21 protein-coding genes and 1 pseudogene are annotated in these 23,016 nt (G+C 53.7%); 13 read left to right on the top strand and 9 right to left on the bottom strand.

The annotated features are described in order from the left end of the window. Positions 1-20 precede the first annotated feature (20 nt). Positions 21-440 (top strand): hypothetical protein, encoded by a 420-nt coding sequence (locus MFFC18_RS15705; protein ID WP_075082067.1) that lies wholly within the window; start codon positions 21-23, stop codon positions 438-440. 38 nt (positions 441-478) lie between these two features. Here the strand turns inward: MFFC18_RS15705 and MFFC18_RS15700 are convergent, their stop codons facing one another. Beyond that, positions 479-1,600, bottom strand: coding sequence for a GTP-binding protein (locus MFFC18_RS15700; protein ID WP_075082068.1), 1,122 nt, complete (start codon positions 1,598-1,600; stop codon positions 479-481). 24 nt (positions 1,601-1,624) lie between these two features. Here MFFC18_RS15700 and MFFC18_RS15695 point away from each other — a divergent pair, with 24 nt between their 5' ends. Continuing rightward, positions 1,625-2,746: a DegT/DnrJ/EryC1/StrS family aminotransferase gene (locus tag MFFC18_RS15695; RefSeq protein WP_075082069.1), complete on the top strand. Its 1,122-nt coding sequence runs from the start codon at positions 1,625-1,627 to the stop codon at positions 2,744-2,746. Beyond that, on the top strand, positions 2,739-3,503 hold the full coding sequence (locus MFFC18_RS15690; RefSeq protein WP_075082070.1) for a CPBP family intramembrane glutamic endopeptidase: 765 nt from the start codon (positions 2,739-2,741) through the stop codon (positions 3,501-3,503). The genes MFFC18_RS15695 and MFFC18_RS15690 overlap by 8 nt, the downstream gene beginning before the upstream one ends. 39 nt (positions 3,504-3,542) lie before the next feature. On the opposite strand, the gene MFFC18_RS15685 is transcribed toward MFFC18_RS15690, so the two are convergent. Beyond that, positions 3,543-3,959, bottom strand: a complete 417-nt coding sequence (locus MFFC18_RS15685) for a GNAT family N-acetyltransferase (RefSeq protein WP_075082071.1) — start codon at positions 3,957-3,959, stop codon at positions 3,543-3,545. A 42-nt stretch (positions 3,960-4,001) separates the two neighbouring features. Then, on the bottom strand, positions 4,002-5,147 hold the full coding sequence (locus MFFC18_RS15680; protein ID WP_202907479.1) for a M20/M25/M40 family metallo-hydrolase: 1,146 nt from the start codon (positions 5,145-5,147) through the stop codon (positions 4,002-4,004). 104 nt (positions 5,148-5,251) lie between these two features. Between MFFC18_RS15680 and MFFC18_RS15675 the strand changes: the two genes are divergently transcribed. Then, on the top strand, positions 5,252-6,670 hold the full coding sequence (locus MFFC18_RS15675; protein WP_075082072.1) for a DUF6513 domain-containing protein: 1,419 nt from the start codon (positions 5,252-5,254) through the stop codon (positions 6,668-6,670). Here the strand turns inward: MFFC18_RS15675 and MFFC18_RS15670 are convergent. Both MFFC18_RS15670 and MFFC18_RS15665 read right to left on the bottom strand, forming a co-directional pair. Next, a complete protein-coding gene (locus MFFC18_RS15670) occupies positions 6,657-9,050 on the bottom strand; it encodes a hypothetical protein (RefSeq protein ID WP_075082073.1) in 2,394 nt (797 codons plus the stop codon). The two genes, MFFC18_RS15675 and MFFC18_RS15670, sit on opposite strands and share 14 nt — an antisense overlap. Positions 9,051-9,115: 65 nt before the next feature. Beyond that, on the bottom strand, positions 9,116-9,409 hold the full coding sequence (locus tag MFFC18_RS15665) for a hypothetical protein (protein ID WP_148618903.1): 294 nt from the start codon (positions 9,407-9,409) through the stop codon (positions 9,116-9,118). Positions 9,410-9,555: 146 nt separating this feature from the next. Here MFFC18_RS15665 and MFFC18_RS15660 point away from each other — a divergent pair, with 146 nt between their 5' ends. Genes MFFC18_RS15660 through MFFC18_RS15645 form a run of 4 tightly spaced genes read left to right on the top strand, consistent with a single transcriptional unit; the run spans position 9,556 to position 12,728 of the window. Beyond that, positions 9,556-9,975 (top strand): hypothetical protein, encoded by a 420-nt coding sequence (locus MFFC18_RS15660; RefSeq protein WP_075082075.1) that lies wholly within the window; start codon positions 9,556-9,558, stop codon positions 9,973-9,975. Further along, entirely contained in the window at positions 9,965-11,563 is a 1,599-nt protein-coding gene (gene pabB, locus MFFC18_RS15655) for an aminodeoxychorismate synthase component I (RefSeq protein WP_238381152.1), read from the top strand. Before MFFC18_RS15660 ends, pabB begins: the two co-directional genes overlap by 11 nt. After that, the gene (locus tag MFFC18_RS15650; RefSeq protein WP_075082076.1) at positions 11,560-12,174 is read left to right on the top strand and encodes an anthranilate synthase component II; all 615 of its coding nucleotides are present in this window, start codon (positions 11,560-11,562) and stop codon (positions 12,172-12,174) included. The genes pabB and MFFC18_RS15650 overlap by 4 nt, the downstream gene beginning before the upstream one ends. Beyond that, a complete protein-coding gene (locus tag MFFC18_RS15645; protein WP_075082077.1) occupies positions 12,171-12,728 on the top strand; it encodes a DUF447 domain-containing protein in 558 nt (185 codons plus the stop codon). Before MFFC18_RS15650 ends, MFFC18_RS15645 begins: the two co-directional genes overlap by 4 nt. 125 nt (positions 12,729-12,853) lie before the next feature. On the opposite strand, the gene MFFC18_RS15640 is transcribed toward MFFC18_RS15645, so the two are convergent. From MFFC18_RS15640 to MFFC18_RS15630, 3 genes and pseudogenes are all read right to left on the bottom strand, one after another. Then, positions 12,854-13,633: a PEP-CTERM sorting domain-containing protein gene (locus MFFC18_RS15640; RefSeq protein ID WP_075082078.1), complete on the bottom strand. Its 780-nt coding sequence runs from the start codon at positions 13,631-13,633 to the stop codon at positions 12,854-12,856. A 550-nt stretch (positions 13,634-14,183) separates the two neighbouring features. Beyond that, positions 14,184-14,358, bottom strand: a pseudogene (locus MFFC18_RS25500) (type II secretion system protein); the annotation flags it as partial. A 34-nt stretch (positions 14,359-14,392) separates the two neighbouring features. Continuing rightward, positions 14,393-14,971, bottom strand: coding sequence for a hypothetical protein (locus MFFC18_RS15630; protein WP_148618902.1), 579 nt, complete (start codon positions 14,969-14,971; stop codon positions 14,393-14,395). Between the two features lie 454 nt (positions 14,972-15,425). On the opposite strand from MFFC18_RS15630, the gene MFFC18_RS25825 reads away from it, so the two are divergent. The 3 genes from MFFC18_RS25825 (at position 15,426) to dapA (ending at position 17,912) form a co-directional block, all read left to right on the top strand. Further along, a complete protein-coding gene (locus MFFC18_RS25825; RefSeq protein WP_449288515.1) occupies positions 15,426-16,142 on the top strand; it encodes a hypothetical protein in 717 nt (238 codons plus the stop codon). 21 nt (positions 16,143-16,163) lie between these two features. Next, entirely contained in the window at positions 16,164-16,880 is a 717-nt protein-coding gene (locus MFFC18_RS15620; protein WP_075082082.1) for a pyridoxine 5'-phosphate synthase, read from the top strand. Positions 16,881-17,000: 120 nt separating this feature from the next. Further along, positions 17,001-17,912, top strand: coding sequence for a 4-hydroxy-tetrahydrodipicolinate synthase (gene dapA / locus MFFC18_RS15615; protein ID WP_087149589.1), 912 nt, complete (start codon positions 17,001-17,003; stop codon positions 17,910-17,912). 133 nt (positions 17,913-18,045) lie between these two features. Here the strand turns inward: dapA and MFFC18_RS15610 are convergent, their stop codons facing one another. Next, a complete protein-coding gene (locus tag MFFC18_RS15610) occupies positions 18,046-19,428 on the bottom strand; it encodes an ATP-binding protein (RefSeq protein ID WP_075082186.1) in 1,383 nt (460 codons plus the stop codon). A 315-nt stretch (positions 19,429-19,743) separates the two neighbouring features. On the opposite strand from MFFC18_RS15610, the gene MFFC18_RS15605 reads away from it, so the two are divergent. Further along, complete coding sequence (locus tag MFFC18_RS15605) at positions 19,744-20,502, top strand: ABC transporter ATP-binding protein (RefSeq protein ID WP_075082084.1); 759 nt, start codon at positions 19,744-19,746, stop codon at positions 20,500-20,502. 77 nt (positions 20,503-20,579) lie between these two features. Further along, a complete protein-coding gene (locus MFFC18_RS15600) occupies positions 20,580-22,832 on the top strand; it encodes an ABC transporter permease subunit/CPBP intramembrane protease (protein WP_075082085.1) in 2,253 nt (750 codons plus the stop codon). Positions 22,833-23,016 lie beyond the last annotated feature (184 nt).

Here is a 23,016-nt window from a genome sequence, read left to right as displayed (position 1 = left end):
GACTTACCGAAAGTCCGCCCTTGTTCATTGATGCCAAACGAGAGTTGATCCTCTATCTACGACTGTCGCAAGCGCTCAAAGAACGTCGAAAAATGCAGGACCGTGACAAGGCGTTGGTTATCGGCGGCACCTGCGCGTCGATGATGCAGATGAAGGCAGTCGAGAAATTCTGTCGCTCTGTGATCCTGCAACGCAACCACGGCCACATGCTCAAGCGTTGGGATTCGTTCACCGAAGCGTTGGAGTACGAAGATTTTCACTTGCTGCTCAAACAGATCAAGCGAAAACTTCCGGAAGACCGAGCGATCGAAATGCTGGAAGAACTCGACTACCAATGTCCGGTTCGCAAGTCAGACCACGATTCCAACGAATCGTTCGCTGCCGCTGTCCTCGGCATCGAGCATAAATGGCTGATGGAAAACTTTGGCGACGAAGATTGATCTCGGCCTGAGAAAATAAGAAAGCGGCGAACTGGCGGCTAGACCATGCGATGTGTCGGTTCTGGTTTGCCGGGTCGAAAACTTTGCATCTGCCCGATTGAGAACTTAACCTGCATCGACGACTGCAGTTCTTCAGCCACCGAGTTTACGATTTCAGCCAGCGTCTCAGGGGCCGTCGCGACGCGCGCGTTGACCAGCAACTCTGCAGCGGCCGCATTGATCTCGCTCGGCAAACTCAATTCCGCGATTCCGTCGGAACTTACCATGTTGGCAATCGCCGAATTCTCCAATGTCTGGCCAAGGACTTTCAAGTGAGCCACTTCGGCTCCGGATTCGGCCAGTTGTGCTCCAATGTTTCGAACGAACGCCAGTACGACTTCATCGAGCGAAAACTTCTCGTCGTCTTTGCCTGTAGCAGCCTGAACCTGACAATTGAGCCAGCCAAGCTCAGCTTCTCCTTCGGCATAAACTTCGTAGTCCATCTCCATCATGCCGGTTCGCGAAATTGGATCCGACTCAATCGCGCTTACCAAATCCTCAAATCCGATGCCGTCGCGAGCGCTCAACAGAAAGACATTTTTCTCTGGAAATCGCTCCTTGGTCAGGCTCAGCAATTCCTGCTGTTCGTCTTCGCTCATCCGGTCAATCTTGTTGATCGCAATTGAATCGGCTTCTTCGAGTTGCTTCAAAAAGATGTATTCGGCTTTCGGTGAAAATCCTCGACGAGCCCCGTCGGCAAGAATTTTCTTTCCGTGCGACGGTTTCAGCAACACAACCAACGGCCCGGTTTCAAATCGGTCTCCAAAAAGACTCTTCATCGGTTCAATCACCGTCGCCACCAAATCCGTGCAACTTCCGACTGGTTCGGCGATGATCAAATCGGGAACGGAATCTTCCGACAGCGAGTCAACCGTCGACAGCAAATCGTCGAACTTACAGCAAAAACAGGCACCTGGAACTTCACCGACATGGAACCCTTGCCGGCGCAACGTTTCGGTGTCGACAAGGTTATAGGCCTGGTCATTGGTGACGAGAGCTACGTTTTTCCCTTGGGCAACATAATGTGCGGCAAGTTTTCCGATCGTCGTCGTCTTTCCGGCACCCAGAAAACCGCCTACCATCAAAAATCGGACCGGCTTGCCTGTGAGTTGTTCGTTCATCCTGTTTCCTCAATAAATACGTTCATGACGCGACTCGAACGACTTGCAATCAATGGTGGACCGAAGTCGGTAACCAATCCGATTTCTCCGTGGCCCATCGCCAGTGAGAAAGTCAAAGCTGCGATCAGTGTGTTGGTCGATTCCAACGCGTGGGGACTTTACGATGGAGCGTCGACGAACCAATTGCAACAGTGCATGGAAAGTCTGTTTGATTGTACACACTCGTTGCTGACTTGTAGTGGCACCATGGCTGTTGAACTCGCGCTCCGCGGCGTCGGCGTCAAACCGGACAGCGAAGTCATCCTCGCCGCCTATGACTTTCCCGGAAATTTTCGAGCCATCGAAGCTATCGGCGCGACACCGGTTCTCGTCGACGTGGTTCCCGGTGGCTGGGTGATGCAAACAGAACAGCTCGCCGCCGCGATCAGTGAGAACACTTCGGCAGTTCTCGTTTCGCATCTGCATGGCCAGTTGCTCAGCGTCGAAGCCGTACGAAATGCGCTGCCAGAATCGATTTCGATTGTCGAAGACTGCTGCCAGGTTCCCGGGGCCAGAATCGAAGCTCGCCCCTGTGGAAGCTTCGGCGATGTGAGCGCATTCAGCTTCGGTGGCAGCAAACTACTGTCCGCCGGTCGTGGCGGAGCGGTTTTGTCCAATGATGAACTGGTCATTGGGAAAGCAAGAAACTTTGGGGCTCGTGGAAACGACGCGTTTCCACTGTCCCAGTTGCAAGCCGCGGTGCTGATTCCGCAACTTGATGAACTTCAAGAGCGTAGCGCTGCGCGTCAGTCGGCAGTAGAAGCCATCTCGGCAGCCGTCGACAAAGTTTGCGGGACAAAGCTGAAACGACCCGAAACTCAAGCTGATTCCGCGTGGTACAAGCTGCCGTGGCAATTGCGAGACAGTATCGATCGAGAAGTCGTTTTGTCGATGTTGAGAGCCGAGGGTGTTCCAGTCGATATTGGATTTCGCGGATTTGCGAAACGGACTGCGAGGCGTTGTCGCAAGGTCGGTGAATATCCGAATGCGATCCGTGCCGCGAGCAGCACAATTCTGCTGCACCACCCTGCCCTGCTGGAACCGGCGGAAACGAGGGCTCAGATCGTTTCCGGGATTGAGAAAGTGATGGACTGCATCGATGAATAAAACTGTCAAAAGCGAACGCACGACATTGAACCTGATCGCGGTTCTGTTTGCGATCGCGTTACCTACTCTCGTCACTTTAATTTACTTCAAATGGCTCAGCGATTACGATCCTTCAGTTCAACAGTCAGCTTACGGAATCGGCAAGTTCGTCCAATTCGCACTGCCGGTCGTGTGGGTGGGGATCTTCTTTCGATATCGTTTTGGCAAAAGAAAACAGCAGCGAACGGATCCTGAATCCGAACCAAAATCTTCGATCCCGGCTTGGCTGTGGTCAGTAGGTTTTGGTGCCAGCGTTTGCATCGTGATGGTCGTCGCACTGTGGGTGCTTTCGGGAACCGAATTGTTAGCCGGATTGACCGATCGGGTTCAGGAGAAAGTTTCCGACCTGGGAATCGATAGCGTTTGGAAGTACGCGCTGCTTGGATTGTTTTACGCTCTGGTGCACAGCTTTTTGGAGGAGTACTACTGGCGATGGTTCGTCTTTGATTTACTCAAGCGATTTGTCAACGTTCCGGCGGCGAACGCGATTTCCAGCCTGGGGTTTATGGCGCACCACGTCGTGCTGCTCAGCGATTTCTTTGGTTGGACCTCTCCGATGACGTGGCTGTGTAGCGCCGGTGTCGCGATTGGAGGTGCGTATTGGGCGTGGCTATATCAGAAAACTGGAACGCTGATGTGGTCCTGGGTCAGCCACATGGTTGTTGACGCCGGGATTTTTGCAGTCGGGTATTTCCTGGTCGCAAAGTTGTTTGGCTAGATCGAACGCAGTCCGCCGAATGATGCACGAACCAGCCAACTACGATTCTTCGGTTTGCAAAAACACGGCTCGTTTCTGGCCCGGCAACGCGAAGTCAAAACCGCATTCCTGGAACAGCTGCTCTGTCGCGGTGATCGCCATCACCTCGCGGACTTTTTCGTCTTTGGCTCGCGCCACGCAGCGATTCACAAGTTCCTTGCCCACACCTTTGCGTCGAAAATCCGCCGACACAGCCAGACATTGAATTTCGGCCAGCTTTTTGGAATAGATTTCAACTGCCGCAAAGCCAATGATGCGCGAAGAATTCTCTGCCACGAAGGCGTGACGAAGCAAAAGTTCGATCTCCAGCGATGTGCGTGGCAGGATGAACTTTTGATCGATGAACGGTTGCAGAAAAGCGCTCACATCCGCCAGGTCTTCGGACTTCGCGGCGCGTACTGACAGATTTTCTTCCATGGAATTCCCGTTTGGTGGGCAGAGGTGCCCAAGGTTAGCGTGTTAGCAGCACCAGCGCCGAATCATTTTCTCAAAAACCTCGGTGCCGCGATCGAGCTGCTCAAGACTGATCCACTCGTTGGCTGTATGAGCCTGCTCGATACTTCCAGGACCGCAGACGATCTTCTCTTCGATCTCAGAAAAGACGCCGCCGTCGGTTCCGTACGAAACCGTGCGGGGACGTTTTTTGTGCACGATCTTGAGCATCTCTTCGACATATTCGGACGACGGATCGACAAAAAATGGTTCCGCCTGACGCATGACTTTCAACCGAACATCATTCGCCTCCGCAACCTCGGCCGCTCGTCGCAGAAGCGGCTCGTGATCGATCGCCGGCATCGAACGAAGGTAAACCGTGGCCGTGGATCGGGACGGAGTAATGTTGCGTGCCGGAGAATTGTCCTTCATCAAAATATTCAGGCTGAGCGTGGGCGGATCGAATAGCTCGTTGCGCCATTTGTCTTCCGTTTCCGTTTCATCAAAGATGGCCTTCATCTCGGTCAAAAACGGAATCATCGCAAGGTTCGCGTTGTCGTGAACGTGCGTGCTGGAGTGCCCCAGTTTCCCTTTTGACTTGGCCACAATTTCAACAGAGCCCTTGTGTGCGTGGACGATCTCCAGCAAAGTCGGTTCGCCGATGATGCCCTTCGTTCCGCCGTCGACCATTTCCCGATAGAGCTTGCTGTTTTCTGCGACGCATTGGGCGCCATGAAAGCCGACTTCTTCATCCGCGGTGACGCAAAAGTAAAACGGTTGCTTCAGGTCGTCCCAGCTAACCCGTTGAGCCGCTGCCAACATGCACGAGATCGAGCCCTTCATGTCACACGATCCGCGTCCATAAAGTCGTTCGCGGGCAATCGCTGGTTGGAAGGGAGTGAACTTGTCAGTAAACCAGTTTTCGGCAGGGACAACATCGGAGTGTGCAAAATAGCCCAGGCCTCCGGTGCCGTTGCCTTTCTTGGCGACAAGGTTGACCTTCCGCTGTTTGTTGGCATCCTCATACTCGACCACCTCGACAACAAAACCGTGCTTGGTAAGCTTCATCTCGAGGTATTTGGCAATCGATCGATTCGAAAGATGGCTGGTAGAATCGAATCCGATCAGCCGCTTTGCATAGCGGAGCGCTTTCATGGATCGCAGAGAGTTCATGGCATTCTCGGAAGTGATTCGGGGCGATACAGTTTCACAACGATATTCGCCACAGCGGGTACTGACAAGACTTTTGGCGGCAGGTTCACGCGAACGCATCTTTTATGGAAAACCAGCAAATCCATTTTATCACAGGTCGGCTGGCCGAACCGGCGTTGCGTCGGACTCTGGAAAAGATGGAGACTTCTGCGGACTTTTGCTGGACATTGCAGGTGTTGCCCATCACTGTCGCGGCCTTGATGACGCCCGCCTGGATCGCGAAACGGATCGACGTTCCCGCCGCGACAACGCAAATCGTGCTGCCCGGCTATTGCGATGGAGACCTTTCGCCGATCGAGTCCGTGACCCGTGTACCGTTGGTTGTCGGTCCGAAAGATCTACGTCAGTTGCCAAAGTTTTTTGGCCAACAACAGGATCCGCCGTCGCTGGAACAGTGGGACATCGACATCATTGCGGAGATCAATCACGCGCCGCGAATGTCGATCGCGGAAGTCGTCGCGCTGGCTGAAAGTTATCGCAGTTCAGGAGCCACGTTGATCGATGTTGGTTGTGAGCCGAACGCGTGTTGGTCGGGCGTCGCGGAGTATGTGAAAGCGCTCAAGGACGAGGGACATCGCGTTTCGATTGACAGCCTGAATCCGAAAGAGATTGCTCCTGCTGTCGCCGCCGGCGCGGAACTGGTGCTTTCGGTGAACGCTTCCAACCGGGAGGCCGCGTTGGATTGGGGCTGTGAGGTCGTCGTCATCCCGGACGACATCCGCGATGTAAATTCGATGCAGGACACGATCGAATTGCTGGCTGGTGAAAACGTTCCGCTGCGGCTCGATCCGATTCTTGAGCCAATCGGGATGGGGTTCGCGGCAAGCTTGCAGCGATACATGGACGCGCGGCGTCGCTGGCCGGAAGCTGAAATGATGATGGGCATCGGGAATCTGACTGAGCTTACCGATGTTGATTCTGCAGGCGTCAATTTTCTGTTGTTGGCGATCTGCCAGGAGCTTCGAATTCACAGCGTGCTAACGACGCAAGTCATCAACTGGGCCAGTTCGAGCGTCAAGGAATGCGACATCGCGCGGCGTTTGGTTCGATATGCGATCGAAGAGAATGTGCCGCCGAAGAACCTCGGCTACGACCTGGTAACGCTGCGCGATCCACAGCGGCTGAGTTTTGGCGCCGAAGCCATCGCGACTCTCGCCGGAAACATCAAGGACCACAACTATCGAATCCTCGCTGAAGAAGGCGAAGTTCACGTGCTTGGCAATCGGACTCACTGGCACGACGCCGACCCTTTCAAGGTCTTCGATGCGTTAGCGGCAACGAACCCGAAAAACCTCGATGCTTCACATGCTTTTTATCTGGGCTACGAAATGTGCAAAGCCATGATCGCCAATCAGCTGGGGAAAAACTATACGCAGGACGAAGCACTTCGCTGGGGACATTTGACCGTCGAGGAAGAGAATCGTCATCGCCTGGAGAAGAAATATCGGAGCTCGGAATCCGGCTCTGCTATCAACCCAACGTGACATTCACGTTGGTGCCGAAGGTAGCCAGTCCACTCGGACCGGCCGCGATGTCAAAACAGTCTGTCGCCAGTTCGCCGATTATCAAGTCGACGCCTCGAAGTGTGGCCGATTCTGCAATCACGACTTCGGAGTTCTGGTCGTCGGTGATGGATCCAGGGGATTTTAGATTCAAGCGGTTCGCGCTGCTCGTGCCGTACAACCGCATGTTGTTGTCTTCGTGAAACGTGACGCTTCCCGTTGCTGCGAACGACAAACTACCGGTTTCGAACAGATCCGTACTTTTCTCACCGATTGCGATGCTTGTGCCGATGAATCGCGAGTGTCCTTGAACCTCAAGGATGCTGTAGTCAGCGTCTGTAATGAAGAACGGTGTTGCGATCCTGAGCGAAGTCGCCTCATTGGTCCCGGCGATGACCACACCACGATCGAATTCCATGTCGGCTCGCCCGCGCGACACGAACTCGATCTGAGTAGATCTGAAATCGTCCTGGACCTTCTTTCCGATCTGGATCGACGTCGCCTGAAGTTTCGTACGGCCGCTGACATTGAGCGACGCACTGTCCAGGCTTCCCAGAGCTCCGTTGGTAAACACGAACGCGTCGTTTGCCTGGCTGCTGCCGCCGAAGTTGGACATGCCGCTAAACAGAACCGTCGCGCTGGTGTTGCTGTCGAACGAGAAACTTTTTGCTGAAAGGTGCGAAGTCAGGCTATCGCCAATGTAAATTCGGTTGCCCTCAACATGCATATGTCCCGGTACCGTCAGGAAAGATGAAAACGTGTCGAGCACTTGAGCTTCGCTGGCCAGTGTCAGGTCGCCGTCGATGACTGAGTTTCCAGTCATCAGCACGTTGGTAAGTTGACGCAGAAAGGCATCGCCTCTGATCTGAAGCGTCGTAGCGCTGGCCTTGAATTTGTTGGACTCCGCGTCACCAAGTCGAACAGAAGCGGCTTCGATGCGCAGTCCATTTCGAGCATTGATTGTGGCGGCGTCAGTATCCGTGAGCGCACCGTCGGCCGAGACAAACAGAAACTGTCCGATGCTGTTTCCGACAAACCGAGCATCGCCATCTTCGGCAAAACCAACGTAACCGTCGCTCTGCAAGGTCACTTGGCCTGTCGTCACCGAATCGGTGTTCGTGTCGCCGAGACTGATGGAGCGGGGAGCTGTAAACTTTGCGTTGAACTCAGCATCAATCGTGGCGGTGGCGGAATCAAAAATGGACACCGTTGACGCAACCAGAGAACTGGCGGCAGACAGGTTCAGCAGGCGAATCGATTGATCTGAATAGTATTCCGTGCGACTTTGCGAATCCAGCGTCGTTACGTTGAACCGAACGTCGTCACCGGTTCGATTTCCCAATCTGATTTCGTCGGCAAAGAAATCTCCTCGCAGCCCCAGAACGATTGCGTTTGCCGTGTTCGTAGTGTATCCACCGGCGTCGATGACGACTGAAGTGCCTGCTTTGACTGCATCAAGGCGAATGTGAGTGGCATCAGACAGCACGACGTTTTGACCTGTCGCAGACATGGCGCCGACGAAGTTGTTGTCGGGGCGACCGAGGTTGATGTTACCCGAGGCGTTGAAGCTGGATGTGCCGGTGAACCTCAGCGCTGGACTCGTCTGAATGATTCTTCCGACAGTACTGATCTCGGTGTCGCCATGAACAAAAGCGTCAGCCAGCTTGACGTCGCTTGTTGCGACAATTTTCACATCATCTGCCTTGATCGACAGGTTTCCGGGGATCGAAAGAATGGCGCTGCTCGTGTCGACGTTGCCTCCTGCCTCCAGCGTCAGGTCGTCGCCCACGTAGAATTCTCGCTGCGTTATATGGAGCGAGTCAGCCGTGCCTGGCAGCACAGAATTGACCGTCTGGACGTCGTCGAGAAAAATGTGCAGCCGCTCGTAGGTTGCGATGCTGTCGTTGTCAGCAAACGCAAACTGCTTTTCGCCATCCAGATAGATCGTCACGATGCCCTGGGATCGTTGTAGTACAATCCTGTGAAGTTGTCCTGAAGTTAGGCCCGAGTCTCCAAGACCTGTTGCTCCCGGAAACGAAATCGAGCCACCAATGAGGTACAAGCCATCATTCCTCGTGCGATTCTTGAAGTCCAGTAATTTGTTAGGTGAGACGAAACGCTCATCATATTCGTACAGAACTTCCATTTCGATAGAGTAGTTCTCCTGAACGCTTTGAGTATCGAAAATCAAACCGTCGCTTCCCTCGAAACTATAGGTTCCGTAGTCGCCATCATTGAAGATGTTGATCGTACCGACGGCTTGAAGTGCAATTCCATTGGGATTCGAGTTGGCCAGATTGTTGGTGAATTCGTATTCGTTCTCTGAGGGAATCGTAATGTCGCCTCCGGCTTTTATTTCCACGCTTCCAGTCGTCGTGATCAGACCGATTTCAATCGAGTTTCGATCATTGATTTAAAAGCTGTCTCCTACGAGTTCGAGGCGTTCGAAATCGTTGTCGCTGTTCGGATGGTGCCGAAAACCTGAATATGCCTCACTGAATCGATTTCCAGGGCGGATGCCCCATGTTCAACCGTCGAACCATTGACCAGCACTTGAGAGTCACTTCCGACGTCATGCTTCACGCTGTCGCCGGAGGCGTCCATTTGGATCTTGAGCAAGCCATTTTTGAATCTGGCGCTCGCTGCCAGAAGTCGCCTGTCTTCCAGGGTACCGTAGTTGAGTTTTGGGTTTCTGGTTCGTCGTTTGCGTTCGTGGTTCATGATGAGTCCGCGCGAAAGAGAAGCGTGCGGAACAAGTGCGATCAACGTCGGCGGTGTTACAGAAAAAAACAAAATTGGACCAATTTCCCGGCCGCGGACGCTAGAATCGATGAAATGCCGGCTTCAAACCCAGATCAGGATGTGTCATGACAATCAATGAGAGTGAACTTTCGGATGAAGGCAAAGCCATTCTTGACGCCAGTCGCGATCCGATTGGAAAGAGCTGGGCGTTAGGGATTTTGGGTGCCTTTCTGGGCGCTGCCGCAGGTTGGTTTATCTTTCGCTGGGCTTTCAGTCAGGGCTACTACGTGTTGGCTTTGCCCGGAGCCGCCGTCGGGTTGGGCTTTTCGGCTTTGGCAAGTCGCCGGATGTTCGCCGGAGGAATCTTTTGCGCCGTCGTTGCGTTCTTTGTTACCGTGGGCTGCGAATGGAATGAGAGACCTTTCAATGATGACAACAGCTTTACCTACTTTCTGACGCATCTGCACAAAGTCGATGACCAGATGACGATCGTGATGCTGGTCATCGGTGTCCTGTTGGCGTTTTGGTTTGGGCGTGGGCGATAATTCGCGGCGGTTGACCGAGGGTGGATCCGCGACAAAAATTGCGAGCCTCCATTTTCGCAATCCGGGCCTTCCGAGCACTGATATCTCCGAATCCGAATCCACATCCATTTTCCAAACGCCGCTGGTTCATGAATTTGAATCCAGTCCCGACGTTGCCGATGCGCTGGCGAAATTTTCACAACAGCCGCATTGTCTGTTGCTCGAAAGCTCGCGACGTACGGTGACCGCGAGTGGTCAGCAGCTGGGACGCTATTCGTTTCTGATGGCCGATCCGATGCAGTGGATTGAATGCCGTCGCGTTGACGACGCTGATTTGACACTGGCTCGATTGGACGACTTACTGAAAGAGCACAGGACTGCTGCGGTTGAAAGTTTGCCGCCGATGCAAGGTGGAATCGCCGGGCTGTTCAGCTATGACCTGAATCGCGCGTTTGAGAAAGTGCCAGCGGCGAAGCTGGATGAGTTTGAAACGCCGTTGATCGCTGTCGGGCTGTACGATGTCGTGCTCGCCTGGGACCACGAGCAGGAGAAAGCTTGGCTGATCACGCAACACTGGAACCACGATGCCACGCAGCGACAGGAACACTATCTGAATCTTCTGAATTCCGCCAGCGGTCCGCAGAAGCCTTCTGAAGTTTCGCAAAACGTTTCGACGGATGACTCGCAGGACCCGGCGAATGAAGGTCACCGCATTGAACTCGCGCAGCTTCAAAACCAGTATCCCGTTCCGGGCCCAATCGGTCTGTTGAGCAACTTTTCGAAAGACGACTACCTTGCAGCGGTCGCCAGGTCGATCGAATACATCTACGCGGGCGACATCTTTCAAGTCAACCTTGCTCAGCGTTTGGCCATGGAAGCCGACGGCTCAAGTGTCGATCTGTATTTGCGGCTACGGCAACGCAATCCTGCTCCCTTCGGTGGCTACTTCGATTTTGGTCACGGTCAGATTGTTAGCGCTTCACCAGAGCGTCTGGTTTCGATCAGCGATAGGAAAATTGAAACGCGACCTATCAAGGGAACCCGTGTTCGCACCGGTCAGCCGGTGGTAGACATCAACGCCAGACGCAAACTGCAAGCCAGCGAGAAGGATCGTGCCGAGAACACGATGATCGTTGACTTGATGCGAAACGATCTGTCACGGATTTGCACCGACGACTCCGTGACCGTGACTCAGCTTTGCGAAATTGAACAGTACCAGAGCGTGATGCATCTGGTGTCCGCTGTCGAAGGTAAGTTGCGTGAACACCCGTGCCGAATCTCGGACTTGCTCAAAGCCATTTTTCCAGGCGGATCGATCACCGGCGCGCCGAAAGTTCGCGCCATGGAAATCATTGCCGAACTCGAACCCAACGCTCGCGGCGCCTACTGCGGTTCGCTGGGGTATTTTGCGGCCAGCGGCGATGCGGATTTGAATATTTTGATTCGCACGATCACAGCATCCAAGGGCGTGTGGCAGATTCCCGTTGGCGGTGGCATCGTTAGCCAATCAATTCCGCGATTGGAGTACGAAGAAACGTGGACCAAGGCCGCAGGGATGCTGGCGGCGACGCGTTTGCATCCGGTTGACCAGCGGAGCAACGTGACTTGATCCTCGTCATCGACAACTACGATAGCTTCGTGCACAACCTTGCCAGATACTTTCGCCAGCTCGGTTGCCAAACCGTCACGATGCGGAACGACGATGTTGATCGCTCGGTCGTGGAAGAACTCGCGCCCACAGCAATCGTGATTTCGCCCGGTCCCTGCTCGCCAGGCGAAGCTGGATACTCAATCGACTGTGTCACAGATTTCGCCGACTCGATTCCGATTCTGGGAGTGTGCCTCGGCCATCAGGGAATCGTGCAAGCCTTCGGTGGCGACGTGATCCGCAGTGGTCAGCCGATGCATGGTCGACAAAGCGAAGTGCAGCACAATGGCGGAGCTTTCTTTGGTGGTATACCGGAAAATTTCAAGGTTGGTCGCTATCATTCTTTGATCGCAACGTCAAAATCCATGCCCGACTGCCTTGAAGTAACAGCCCGGCTCGACGACGGAACGATCATGGCGGTCCAGCATCGTTCGCGTCCCGTGATCGGCGTACAGTTTCATCCCGAGTCTATTCTGACGGAGTTTGGACATCAGATGTTAGCCAACTTTTGCTCAATCGCGGGAATGGAATCGGCTGTGAAAAATCTGCAATCAAAGAACCCAACTTTATGATCCTCGAAGCCATTATTACGACGACCAACTCGGACGGCAGCGTGAACGTTTCGCCGATGGGCCCGTTTGTCGAAAACGATCCCGCTGACGGGTTCGAGCTTAGGCCTTTTGAAACGTCGCGAACGTTTGCAAATCTCCAGCAGCGTCCTTTCGGAGTTCTACACGTGACTGACGATGCGATGTTGTTTGCCAAAGCCGCGATCGGAAAGCTGACTGAAACGCCGAAAGTCCGTTCGGCAGAACACAACGACGCCGCGTTTGTTCTTGAGGACGCTTGTCGCTGGTACGAGTTTGAAGCCGTTTACTTTGAGACTTCCGAGCCGCGGAAGAGTATTCGTTGCAAGGTAGTTTCTGCCGGACGTCAGCGAGATTTCTGGGGCTTCAACCGGGCGAAACATGCGGTTTTGGAGGCTGCGATCCTGGCGACAAGAGTTGATTTCCTGCCGATCGAAGAGATCCTTCGGCAGTACGAATCGCTACGCGTGATCGTCGACAAAACAGGCAGTCCGGTCGAGGACGGAGCCATGGAGATGCTGGAGCAGTTCGTCAAGTAGATCGGCGTTCGTCAGGGCCTGATGCAGTTTGCGATATCAAGAAACTGTTCGAACACAAGCTGGAATCCTTGCCACCTCTCCTCACCTCTCGTGCGAGAGATGAGGAGATCGGCAGTCTCACTGTTCTAGCTGGAACGTTTTCTTCCGCTAAATAACGCTAAAACCCCGAACGCAAGCAGGCTGATCGAACCCGGTTCCGGAACCGCGCTGATGCCCAAATGACGCTCGAGAGCCAGCGCCTGAAAGTGCATTTTTTCGACATGGTTGGCACCGTCAGGAGACAGAATCGTGTAGAGGCTCTCACTCGACGCGATCCCCGGGTTGTCGGTCGAAAGCTGCCACTCCAGAAAGTAAATCGTGTCCGTAGGCTGAAGGTCAATCTCGTAAGTCAGATCAATGTCTTCGACTGGGCCCGACAATGCTTCTCCGATCGTAAACGCTCCCGGAGACTCCGTGCTAAAACCACCTGCTGCTCCATTCATGCCAAGAAACAAAGTCTCGGCTGCTGTCAGATTGGAAAGTTCTGGCGTTCCGAAATCCTGAGCCAGCCCAGTTCCATCCTGAGTCGGTGCGCCTGCCCACTTTCCACCACTCAGCAGCGTCAGCGTCACGTCGAATCCGATCAGACCGTCTTCCGCTGGAGTCAGAATGTCAAACCCTGGAAGTGTCGCGATAGCTGCGCTGCTTCCAACGTTATTGAAGTGCCCGTGGACCGCGTTGTAGTAAGGTCGAACAAGACCACCTCCGTCATCCGTTGGCGTTTCTCCGCTAATGTAGCCTTGTCCAAAAAGCTGATTGTTGACGACAGTCACCTTCATCCGTCGACCGTCGTGAGCGTTCACGAGGTCCGTCGAAGCAAAGAAAGTCGTCAGCAGCAAAGCTGTCAGTGTTAACTTGTAGTTCATCAATTTGTTCCAGTATTTTTATTCTAGTATTGGTAAATCCCGGTGCTGTTCGGATCTGCGAAGTTGGTATCCTGGTCAATGTCCTGGACCGTCCAGCTTCTCAGCGTCGTCTCGGAAATTGCGGCAACATGTCCGTCAGCAAACAGGTAGTTTGAAAAGTTAAAATGTCGGGACGTGGCAACTTCGAGCTGCAGATAGTCCCAAACCCGGTCTCGTTCAATTCGAAACGGGTCGTAAAACACAGAGCAATGCACGTGATCGTCTCCGACGGCGGTTCGCTCCGAACCTTCGAACAGAATGATCAGTGTGCTGGTGCTGCGAATTCCATTGATGTTGTCAACGGTTTCCTGCACCGCCGGGTTCGAAACCAGGTCGTTGATTAGATAGCTCGTTCCACGAATTCCACTCGCCAGCCATTCCGCAGCGCGTTGATCGTTCGGGCATGCCCGAATGCTCTCAACACTCTCCGTATACGGCTTTAAAGTTTCCAGCCATGTCTCGTTGTTTCCGGCATGGCTGGTCCATGGAAAATTGCCACTGTGGGAGTTGGAGTACATGTGTACTGCCAGACCGATCTGTCGCATGTTGTTTTTGCATACGACATCGCGAGCCGCAGCGCGCACGGATTGCACCGCGGGCAACAGCAGACCGATCAGAACTCCGATGATGGCAAGCACTACCAATAACTCGACCAAAGTGAACCCGCGTTGAGTACGCCATTGCATGAGCGCTCTCCGGGGTAAAATTTGATTGTGAGTTTCAGCAGCCGTTGGCCGTGCGCGGAGGCGGCGTCGGAGGTTGGAGAAATACCGCGACGAAAAACGGAAGCGGAGATGCTTCCAAAGACCAGCTCTCAAATCGCTGGACCAAATTGCGCCTGACCAGAGCGAAGCAAGCTTGCTTCTGAATCATCTGATCCTGGCCGTCACATTTTTTCTTTCGAACAATCGAAACCAGACGCACAATTGTCTTCGCTTCAATCGTGGAAACAGAACTTTCGGTAGAATTCTTCGTTGAGCAGCAACAACTCGGTTTTTCGTTAGCCAGATCGTGGTTGCCGGCTTCCATCTTGCGGACGAACCAGGCCGGCGGCGGAACGTGATTGACGCTCGCCCAAGCCAGTTTCTCCGCGTCGCTAAAACAGCAACAATCTTCCCAACATTGGTCCGCAGACTGACACCCACAGGGGCGCGATTGGCAAGGGAACGGAGCCGAAGAAAGCTTTGACACGCGGACCGGGATCGGCACTTCCAGCGCCATCAACAGCATGCAGGCGACGAGTGTCGCCGCGATCATGCGTGACCAGTGGTTCTGAAATTGTAGGATTCGTGTGGGCATCAATGCTATGGCGGTTTGGTCTCTATATATTAACGACACATTGGCCGGCGTTGAGTTCTGCGTGTCAGGATGCCGCAACCTTGGCGAAAAAAATCTACAATCGACTTGGGAAGCGTCCGTGTCGGAATTCACTTGCGGAGAACGCAGCCCGCGATAAGCTTTCCACATGAATTCCGATTCTCCGAACCGAGCAATATCCGTTTCCTCGCCAAGTCGCCTGCATTTTGGGCTGCTGTCGATTGGTGACGTGACGACACGAAAGTTTGGTGGAGCCGGCTTGATGATCGATTCGCCTCGCACCGAAGTTCTTGTTCAGCCCGCGGAAACTTTTCAGCTGGTGTCGGAAGCGGAGCTGAGCGAAACCATTCTGCAGATCGTTGCCGATTGGAGAAAGCACTTTGCTCCCGACGCTTTGCGAGCGAAATCTGACACCGCGTTGCCGGTTCGCATCGAAGTGCAATCCGCAGCGCGGCACAGCGGGCTCGGATCCGGGACACAACTGGCTTTGTCGATTGCCACGGCACTTCAGATTGCCTTTGATCAGCCGCTCCCATCAAGCGAAGAATTGGCGATGGCACTGGGCCGCGGCAAACGCTCGGCAATCGGAAGCTACGGCTTTCACCAGGGCGGGTTTCTGGTCGACCGGGGGATCGGCGACGAACCGATCGCCCCGCTGGACATGCGAATTGACTTTCCCGAACCGTGGAAGATCGTTTTGATTGAGCCTGCGTCGAAAAAAGGCAAAACGATCTTTGGAGAAGCAGAACGAGACGCGTTTCGGAATTTGCCTTCCACAACACAGGCTCAATCCGATCAACTAAAGTCGCTTTTGCAGCAGTCGATCGTGCCCGCAATCCTGTCGCAGGATTTCTCGTCATTTGCTAACGCTGTGACGGAGTTTGGGTTTCGAAGTGGCATGTTTTACGCTCCAGTTCAGGGCGGAGCTTACGCCACGCCGGCAGCCCAGCAAATCGTGGACCTTGTTTCGTCTTTGGGCGAGTTCGCGGTTGGCCAGAGTTCGTGGGGGCCGACCGTGTTTGCGATCGGACCCTCGGCGGATGCTGCGAAATGGCTTGTTGAAAAAATCCGCGAACATGGTGAAGATGTCGATTGTCAAACTCGAATCGTATCTGCAGACAACGACGGAATGGTCGTTCGCCAATCTCATTAGTCCGCTGCTGAAAGAAATCCAATGCCAAAACTCGGAGTCAACATTGATCACGTCGCCACGATTCGGCAGGCTCGCGGCGGCATCGAACCCGATCCAGTTTGGGCAGCCATGAAAGCGGAACTCGGCGGTGCGGATCAAATCACGGTTCATCTTCGTGAAGACCGGCGGCACATTCTGGATCGTGACTTGAGGCTGCTGAAAGAAACCGTGCACGTGAAACTGAATCTGGAATGTGCCTGTGTCGACGAGATGTTGACGATCGCTTGCGACACCAAGCCGGAACGCGTTTGTCTGGTGCCTGAAAAACGGGAAGAGGTCACGACCGAAGGCGGCTTGGACGTCGTCGCCAATTTTGATCGGGTCAGCGATTCGGTAAAACGGCTGCATGACGCCGGGATCTTTGTCAGCCTGTTTATCGACCCCGTCGAAAGCCAGATCGCTGCATCGAAAAAGCTCAACGTCGAAGCGGTGGAACTGCATACGGGAAGCTATGCCGACGCCCCGACAGATTTGGATCAGTCCCGCGAGTTGATCGTGCTGGAAAACGCCAGTCAACACGTTTTGGAGCATCAAATGATCCTCCACGCCGGGCACGGGCTGAACTATTTGAACGTGACCGACGTGGCTGACATCGAGGGCATGGAAGAACTCAATATCGGCCACAGCATCATTTCGCGGGCCGTCTTTGTTGGGCTCGAGGATGCGGTCTCCGAGATGAAACAGCTTTGCCTTCGCTAGTCGAAGTTGGTTAAACCAAAGTTGACTTTAACGACGGCGCAGACCTTGCTTGACTCTGGCCTTTTCGCGAGTCGTGCTCTACGATTGTGCCGTTAAAACTCACCCCATTTTTCGAGGTCAATTATGAGCCGTCGTGGAACTGATTTTGCTGGTTTGTCTGTCGCCATTGTGACGCCGTTCAAGGACGGTGGTAAAGTCGATGTCGATACGCTCAAACAGCAAATCGAATTTCAAATTGCGGCCGGAACCAACTGCCTCGTTCCCTGCGGCACGACCGGTGAGTCGCCGACGTTGACTCACCCTGAGCACGAGCGTGTGATTTCGGAGACGATTCAGGCTGTTGCTGGACGTTGTAAAGTCATGGCGGGAACAGGCTCCAACAGCACCAACGAAGCCATCAGTCTTTCTGAATGGGCGGCCAAAGAAGGTGCCGACGCGACGCTACAGGTTGCTCCCTACTACAACAAGCCTTCGCAGGAAGGTTTCTATCAGCACTTCAAAGCCATTTCGGAATCGGTTGACGTTCCTCATTGCATTTACAACATTCCAGGTCGCACGGGCAAGAATATCGAACCTGAAACGATCGCCCGGATCGCTGAATGCAAGAACATGGTGATGGTGAAAGAAGCGACTGGATCACTTGATCAAGCGTCACAAGTTTTGTCGCTGACAGACCTGACGTTGTTGTCTGGCGATGACAGCCTGACTTTGCCACTGCTTTCAGTTGGCGGCGAAGGAGTCGTTTCCGTTGTCGGCAACCTTGTGCCGCAAGACATGATCGCGTTGGTGAATGCTTTCCGTGACGGAAACGTCGCGGAAGCCCAGCGTTTGCACATGCAACTGTTTCCACTGTGCCGCGACCTGCTGGGGATCAACTCGAACCCGATTCCGGTCAAGGCTGCGATGCGAGAGCTTGGTCGTGATTCAGGCGAGTTGCGTTTGCCAATGGTTCAGCTAACGGCTGCAGAGCTGGATTTCCTTCGCAAAACTCTGGGCACCTATGGATTGCTCAAGGAAGGCGTCGCGGTCTGATTTTCGACTGACGCCGGATGACGCCGGCTGATCCAGGCAGCCGCTTGAATCGATACTTCACACACAAAAACAAAATGGCAGCGTCACTAACATGACGCTGCCATTTTTCGTTATTCAACTGTTTGAGTATGGCCTATCCCTTTGCCGGGTCCATGCCACTGAAGTAGTTCAGTACCGCCAACTCAAGGATGTTGCGATCCAGCACCAGGGGCTGGCGATGAAACTCGCAAAAATCTTTCGCCTGCCCCAACAGATCGCCGACGTGGCAGAAGCGGAACGGTCTGCCCGGTCGCTTGTAGTGATACTCAATCAAGTGCTCGACAACGCCTTCTTCCGTTTGGAAATTCAGCGCCTGCAACGTTCGCTGGAAAAGCTGTTTGAATTGCTCTTCCGTTGGATCGAAGACCTCAATTTTGTACGGAATTCTTCGCAAAAATGCCTCATCGCACAGTGAAGAAGGATCCAGGTTGGTCGAGAAAATCAACAGCTGTTCGAACGGCAACGAGACTTGTCGACCAGAAGGCAGATTCATGTAATCGTGTCCGGACTCCATCGGGACGATCCAGCGATTGAGCAATTCCGTTGTCGATATTTGTTGCCGGCCAAAGTCATCGACAACCATGCAGCCGCAGTTGCTTTTCACGTGAACCGGCGCTTCGATAATTCCTGTGGTGGGATTCATCGTGGCTTCCAGGTGCTTCATCTCCAACTCGCCACCGACAATGATGGTTGGTCGCTTGATGCGAATCCAGCGTTCGTCAATGTTGCGAAGTGTAATCTCTCCGGTCTCTTCCAGAGGAGCCTCTTCGTGCTGCATTGGATCGTACAGCCGGATCACTTCGCCGCTGATGGTCAGAGCGCGAGGGATCCAGATGAACTCTGCGACCGTTCGGACGGCGCGTTTCGCGATGCTGGTTTTTCCGTTGCCCGGCGCACCAAACAGAAACATGCCTTTGCCAGAGTTAATCGCTTGCCCAAGTTGACACAACATCAAATCGTTCAGCGTTAAATCTGCGAGCGCCCGTTTTACGTCTTCGAAAGTCGGCCGCAGTCGCTTCAGTGACTGAGCTGTCACAGCCTTGCGATAGTCTTCGATGTTGACTGGTGCCGCTCCGCAATAGCTGGTTCGAGCCAAATGAATCTTCGCCTGCTCGATACCTGCGGGCGCAATTTCGTAGCTGTAATCCGACATTCCCGCCGCGGCCTTATGAGCGATCAGCAAGTCCTGTTTGAGGGACTGAATCACAGGTTCGACGACGTGGAACGGCAGTTTTAACTGTTCGGCGATACGAATTCCGGTTCGTTGCCCGTGAAGATACAGGAACTTCAGCACCAGCGGGTACAGGTCATTCGGGTGCAGTCCAGCGGACTCCAGCGTCGTCGGCGCCGGCGGCGCGTACTCGCCGTTGATGACCGATCCGGAAAGCTCTTGCGATTGAGGAGGCACTCCCGCGGAGAGATATCCATCTGCTGAGACTTGCGGATTGATCGTGTCGAAGGAATTTTGCGTGTCCATTGCCGTTCGCCAATTACAGGATCCAACTGGTTCAATGCGATCTGTCTTCGGCGGATAGACTCGGCCAATCCAGAAAATAGAACGGTGCCGTGATTGAAACAAAACCCGGCTGTTAACTTTGACGCCCAGACGGGTTTCTCCTTCTCCTGACGAAGAAAATGTCGGAACAACCGGAATAATTCGCAGCCATTGAGGATCTGTCTCAAACCGTGAGCTACGCTTGCCCGCAGCCGCTATGTCATGTTGAAACGCAAGTCGGGCTGCCCAGTAAGCCAGCTGTCCGGGATGAGGGTGCAATCGCCCGCAGGATGATCCATGATCCACGTTCGAAATTTAACAAAACAGTACAACGAACTTTCGTCGGGCAACCATCTCGCGCTCAAAGGTATCAGCTTTGACGCCATGCCCGGCCAAATCTTCGGACTGCTCGGTCCCAATGGTGCTGGAAAAACAACCGCGTTGAGAATTCTCAGTACGGTCCTGAAACCAACCAGTGGTACGGCCATCGTCAACGGTTTCGAAGTCACTGCCTCTCCTGATCAAGTCCGACGACAGATCGGTTTCGTTTCGGTCAATACGGCAATCTACGACCGAATGACGGCCTGGGAAATGGTGCAGTTCTTCGGGGCTCTCTACCAGATGGATCCTGAGAATCTGCAGATTCGAATGGAGTCACTGTTTACCAAGTTTCAGATGAACGACATTCGAAACATGCTGTGCAGCAAGATGTCGACTGGAATGAAACAAAAGGTTTCCATCGCCCGGGCCATCATCCACGACCCGCCAGTGCTCGTTTTCGATGAGGCCACTTCGGGGCTGGACATCCTTGTCGCCAGAGAGGTCCTCGACACGATCGAGCGACTTGCGGACCACGGCAAATGCGTCATCTTCTCAACACACATCATGTCGGAAGTCAGCCGACTTTGCGATCGAATCGCAATTATGAATCATGGAAAAATCCTCGCCGAAGGGACGATTCCCGAATTGACAGAAGATCATGACGAAAGTGACCTTGAAGAGTTGTTTTATCGACTGATTTCGTCGTCCGAAGCAGAAACGCAGCTCTCCAGATAACCAACTGTTCGGCTCAACGCCGTCCATAAACTCCAGTCCCAAGTCCTCAACACTCAACGCGTCGAACAGTCCAAAACATGACCTGGTCCAACGTCAAATTAATCTTCAAGCGTGAAACACGAGATCAACTGCGGGATCGCCGTACGCTGTTTACGATCGCGATCATGCCGCTGGTGCTCTATCCGCTGATGGGCATGGCGATGCTTCAGGTGGCCCAATTCACTCGCGAGCATCCAACACGAATCTGGATTGTGGGCACTGAGAATCTTCCGGAATCTCCAGTCCTGCTCACCGACGGTGCGCTCGATCCTCAGTGGTTCGATGGTGAACGAGCGGAGTTGCTGCAAGTTGAGTCACCAGCGGAGACCGACAAAAAGTTCCACGATCTTTTTAGACAGTTCCACGAAAACGAATCTTGGTCGGGAGATCCTGACCTTGCCAATCAAATGATCGACAACGAGATGAAAGCTCGTGGTGTCGATCTGGCTATCGTGTTTACGAAGCCAACCCTCGATGAAGGTTCCAGCGACGATTCCGGTCTGAAAATAGGGCCGACAGTTCACATTCTGCACAACTCAGCAAACGACCGATCCAATATTGCTGCCGATCGAGTGACGCAAATTATCGGGCGATGGCGTTCCGATGCGATTCACCGATCATTGCAGGCTCATGGTGTCCCGTCGTCGTTGGTGGCGGGCATTCCTATAAAACGTGCTGATATTTCTGCGAAATCGAAACGTCAGGCGGCGACCTGGTCCAAGATCTTGCCGTTCATCGTAATCATGTGGTCGCTGACCGGAGCATTCTATCCGGCCATCGATTTGTGCGCTGGTGAGAAAGAACGTGGGACATTCGAAACGCTTCTCAGCAGTCCCGCCGGCCGAAGCGATATTGCGATCGGGAAACTGTTGACCGTCATGTCGTTTAGTATGGTGACCTCGCTGCTGAATCTTCTCAGCATGGCCTTCACGGGGCTGTTTGTTGCCTCGCGAATGGGTGGTGCCGCAGGTCTTGGCGGACTTGGTATCCCACCGGCAAGTTCCTTGTTGTGGCTGCTGTTGGCGCTCATTCCGATTTCGGCTTTGTTCAGTGCGATTGCTCTTGCTGCCGCCGCGTTCGCGCGAAGCAGCAAGGAAGGACAATACTATTTGATCCCGCTGATGATGATCTCGATGCCATTGATGATGGTGCCGATGCTTCCGGGAGCTCGTCTGGATTTGGGAACCAGCCTGATTCCCGTCAGCGGTTTAATGCTGCTGTTGCGAGGACTGATCGAGGGACAGTACGCCGAAGTCTTGCCGTATGCAGCACCAGTTTGCATGGTCACATTTACTTGCTGCTACCTCGCAATTCGCTGGGTCGTGCGTCAGTTCAATTCCGAGTCCGTACTGTTCAGGGCGAGCGAAAAGTTCGCGATCGGAGCATGGTTGCAACAGGTGATGCGAGACCGCCACGATCTTCCATCAGTCGGAAACGCGTTCCTGTTGGGAGTCATGGTTCTGGTGCTTGGCTTCTTCGTTCAGTTGGCTGTCGGAAGCAGTATGCCTGTCAATTGGCTGGACTTGGTCAAGACGATCCTGATTGTTTTGATCGCCACGATTGGCATGCCAGCGATCCTGATGGCGATGTTCCTGACTCGCAATCCGAGAAAGTCATTGCGTCTGAATCTCTGTTCGGTTCCTTCCGCTTGTGCCGCAGTATTGATGGCTCTTTGCTTTCATCCTCTGATCATGTGGTTCAGCGGTTTCGTGCTGTACGTTTATCCGCTTCAGGGTGACGCAACAGGCAAGTCTGAATTCGTCAGTGGGTTGGTCGATCAAGCTCCGGGCTTGTGGGCAATCATTCTGCTGATGGCCGTAGCTCCGGCAATCATTGAAGAGCTCGCATATCGAGGCTTCATTCTGTCTGGTCTGGAAGGATTGAGAAACCGCTGGAAAGCGATCCTGATTACCAGCATCCTGTTTGGAGTCGCACACTTTGCGATCCAGCAAGCGATAATTACGTTTGTCATCGGCATGATTTTGGGAGTCATTGCGATCGAGACTCGCAGTCTGATTCCGTGCATGATCTATCACGCGACACACAACTCGATCACGGTTTTGCTGCCGCGAGTAGACGCTGCGACCGTGGACGGCTCGCCCGTACTTCCCTGGATTCTGTACACCAACGACGGCACCATTTGGCAATACTCCATTCTGCCAGGCATTGCGATGACGTTGCTGGGTGTACTGCTTTTGATCTGGTTTATCAAAAGCTCGGGCCGTTCAGATCTCCGGCCGCGCAGTGGTGATGTCACGATTTTGCAGCCAGTGTTGCGTGAGAATCAGTAGCCCCTCGCCAGGCGGTTGGACAGATTAACCGCTACAACCGGTACCTGCGATTCGCGACCATGTGTGGGGTTGGCGAATTCAGGCGATGTCCGAAATCTTGCATGCGGCTCGTGAAACGCGTCCTACAGTTTCATGTTGCGAAAACGCAACGCAGGATCGAAACCCCTACCCAACCCACACGAAG

It is taken from the genome of Mariniblastus fucicola, from assembly GCF_008087665.1.
GTDB lineage: Bacteria > Planctomycetota > Planctomycetia > Pirellulales > Pirellulaceae > Mariniblastus > Mariniblastus fucicola.
This window is presented reverse-complemented; position numbering and strand designations above follow the sequence as displayed.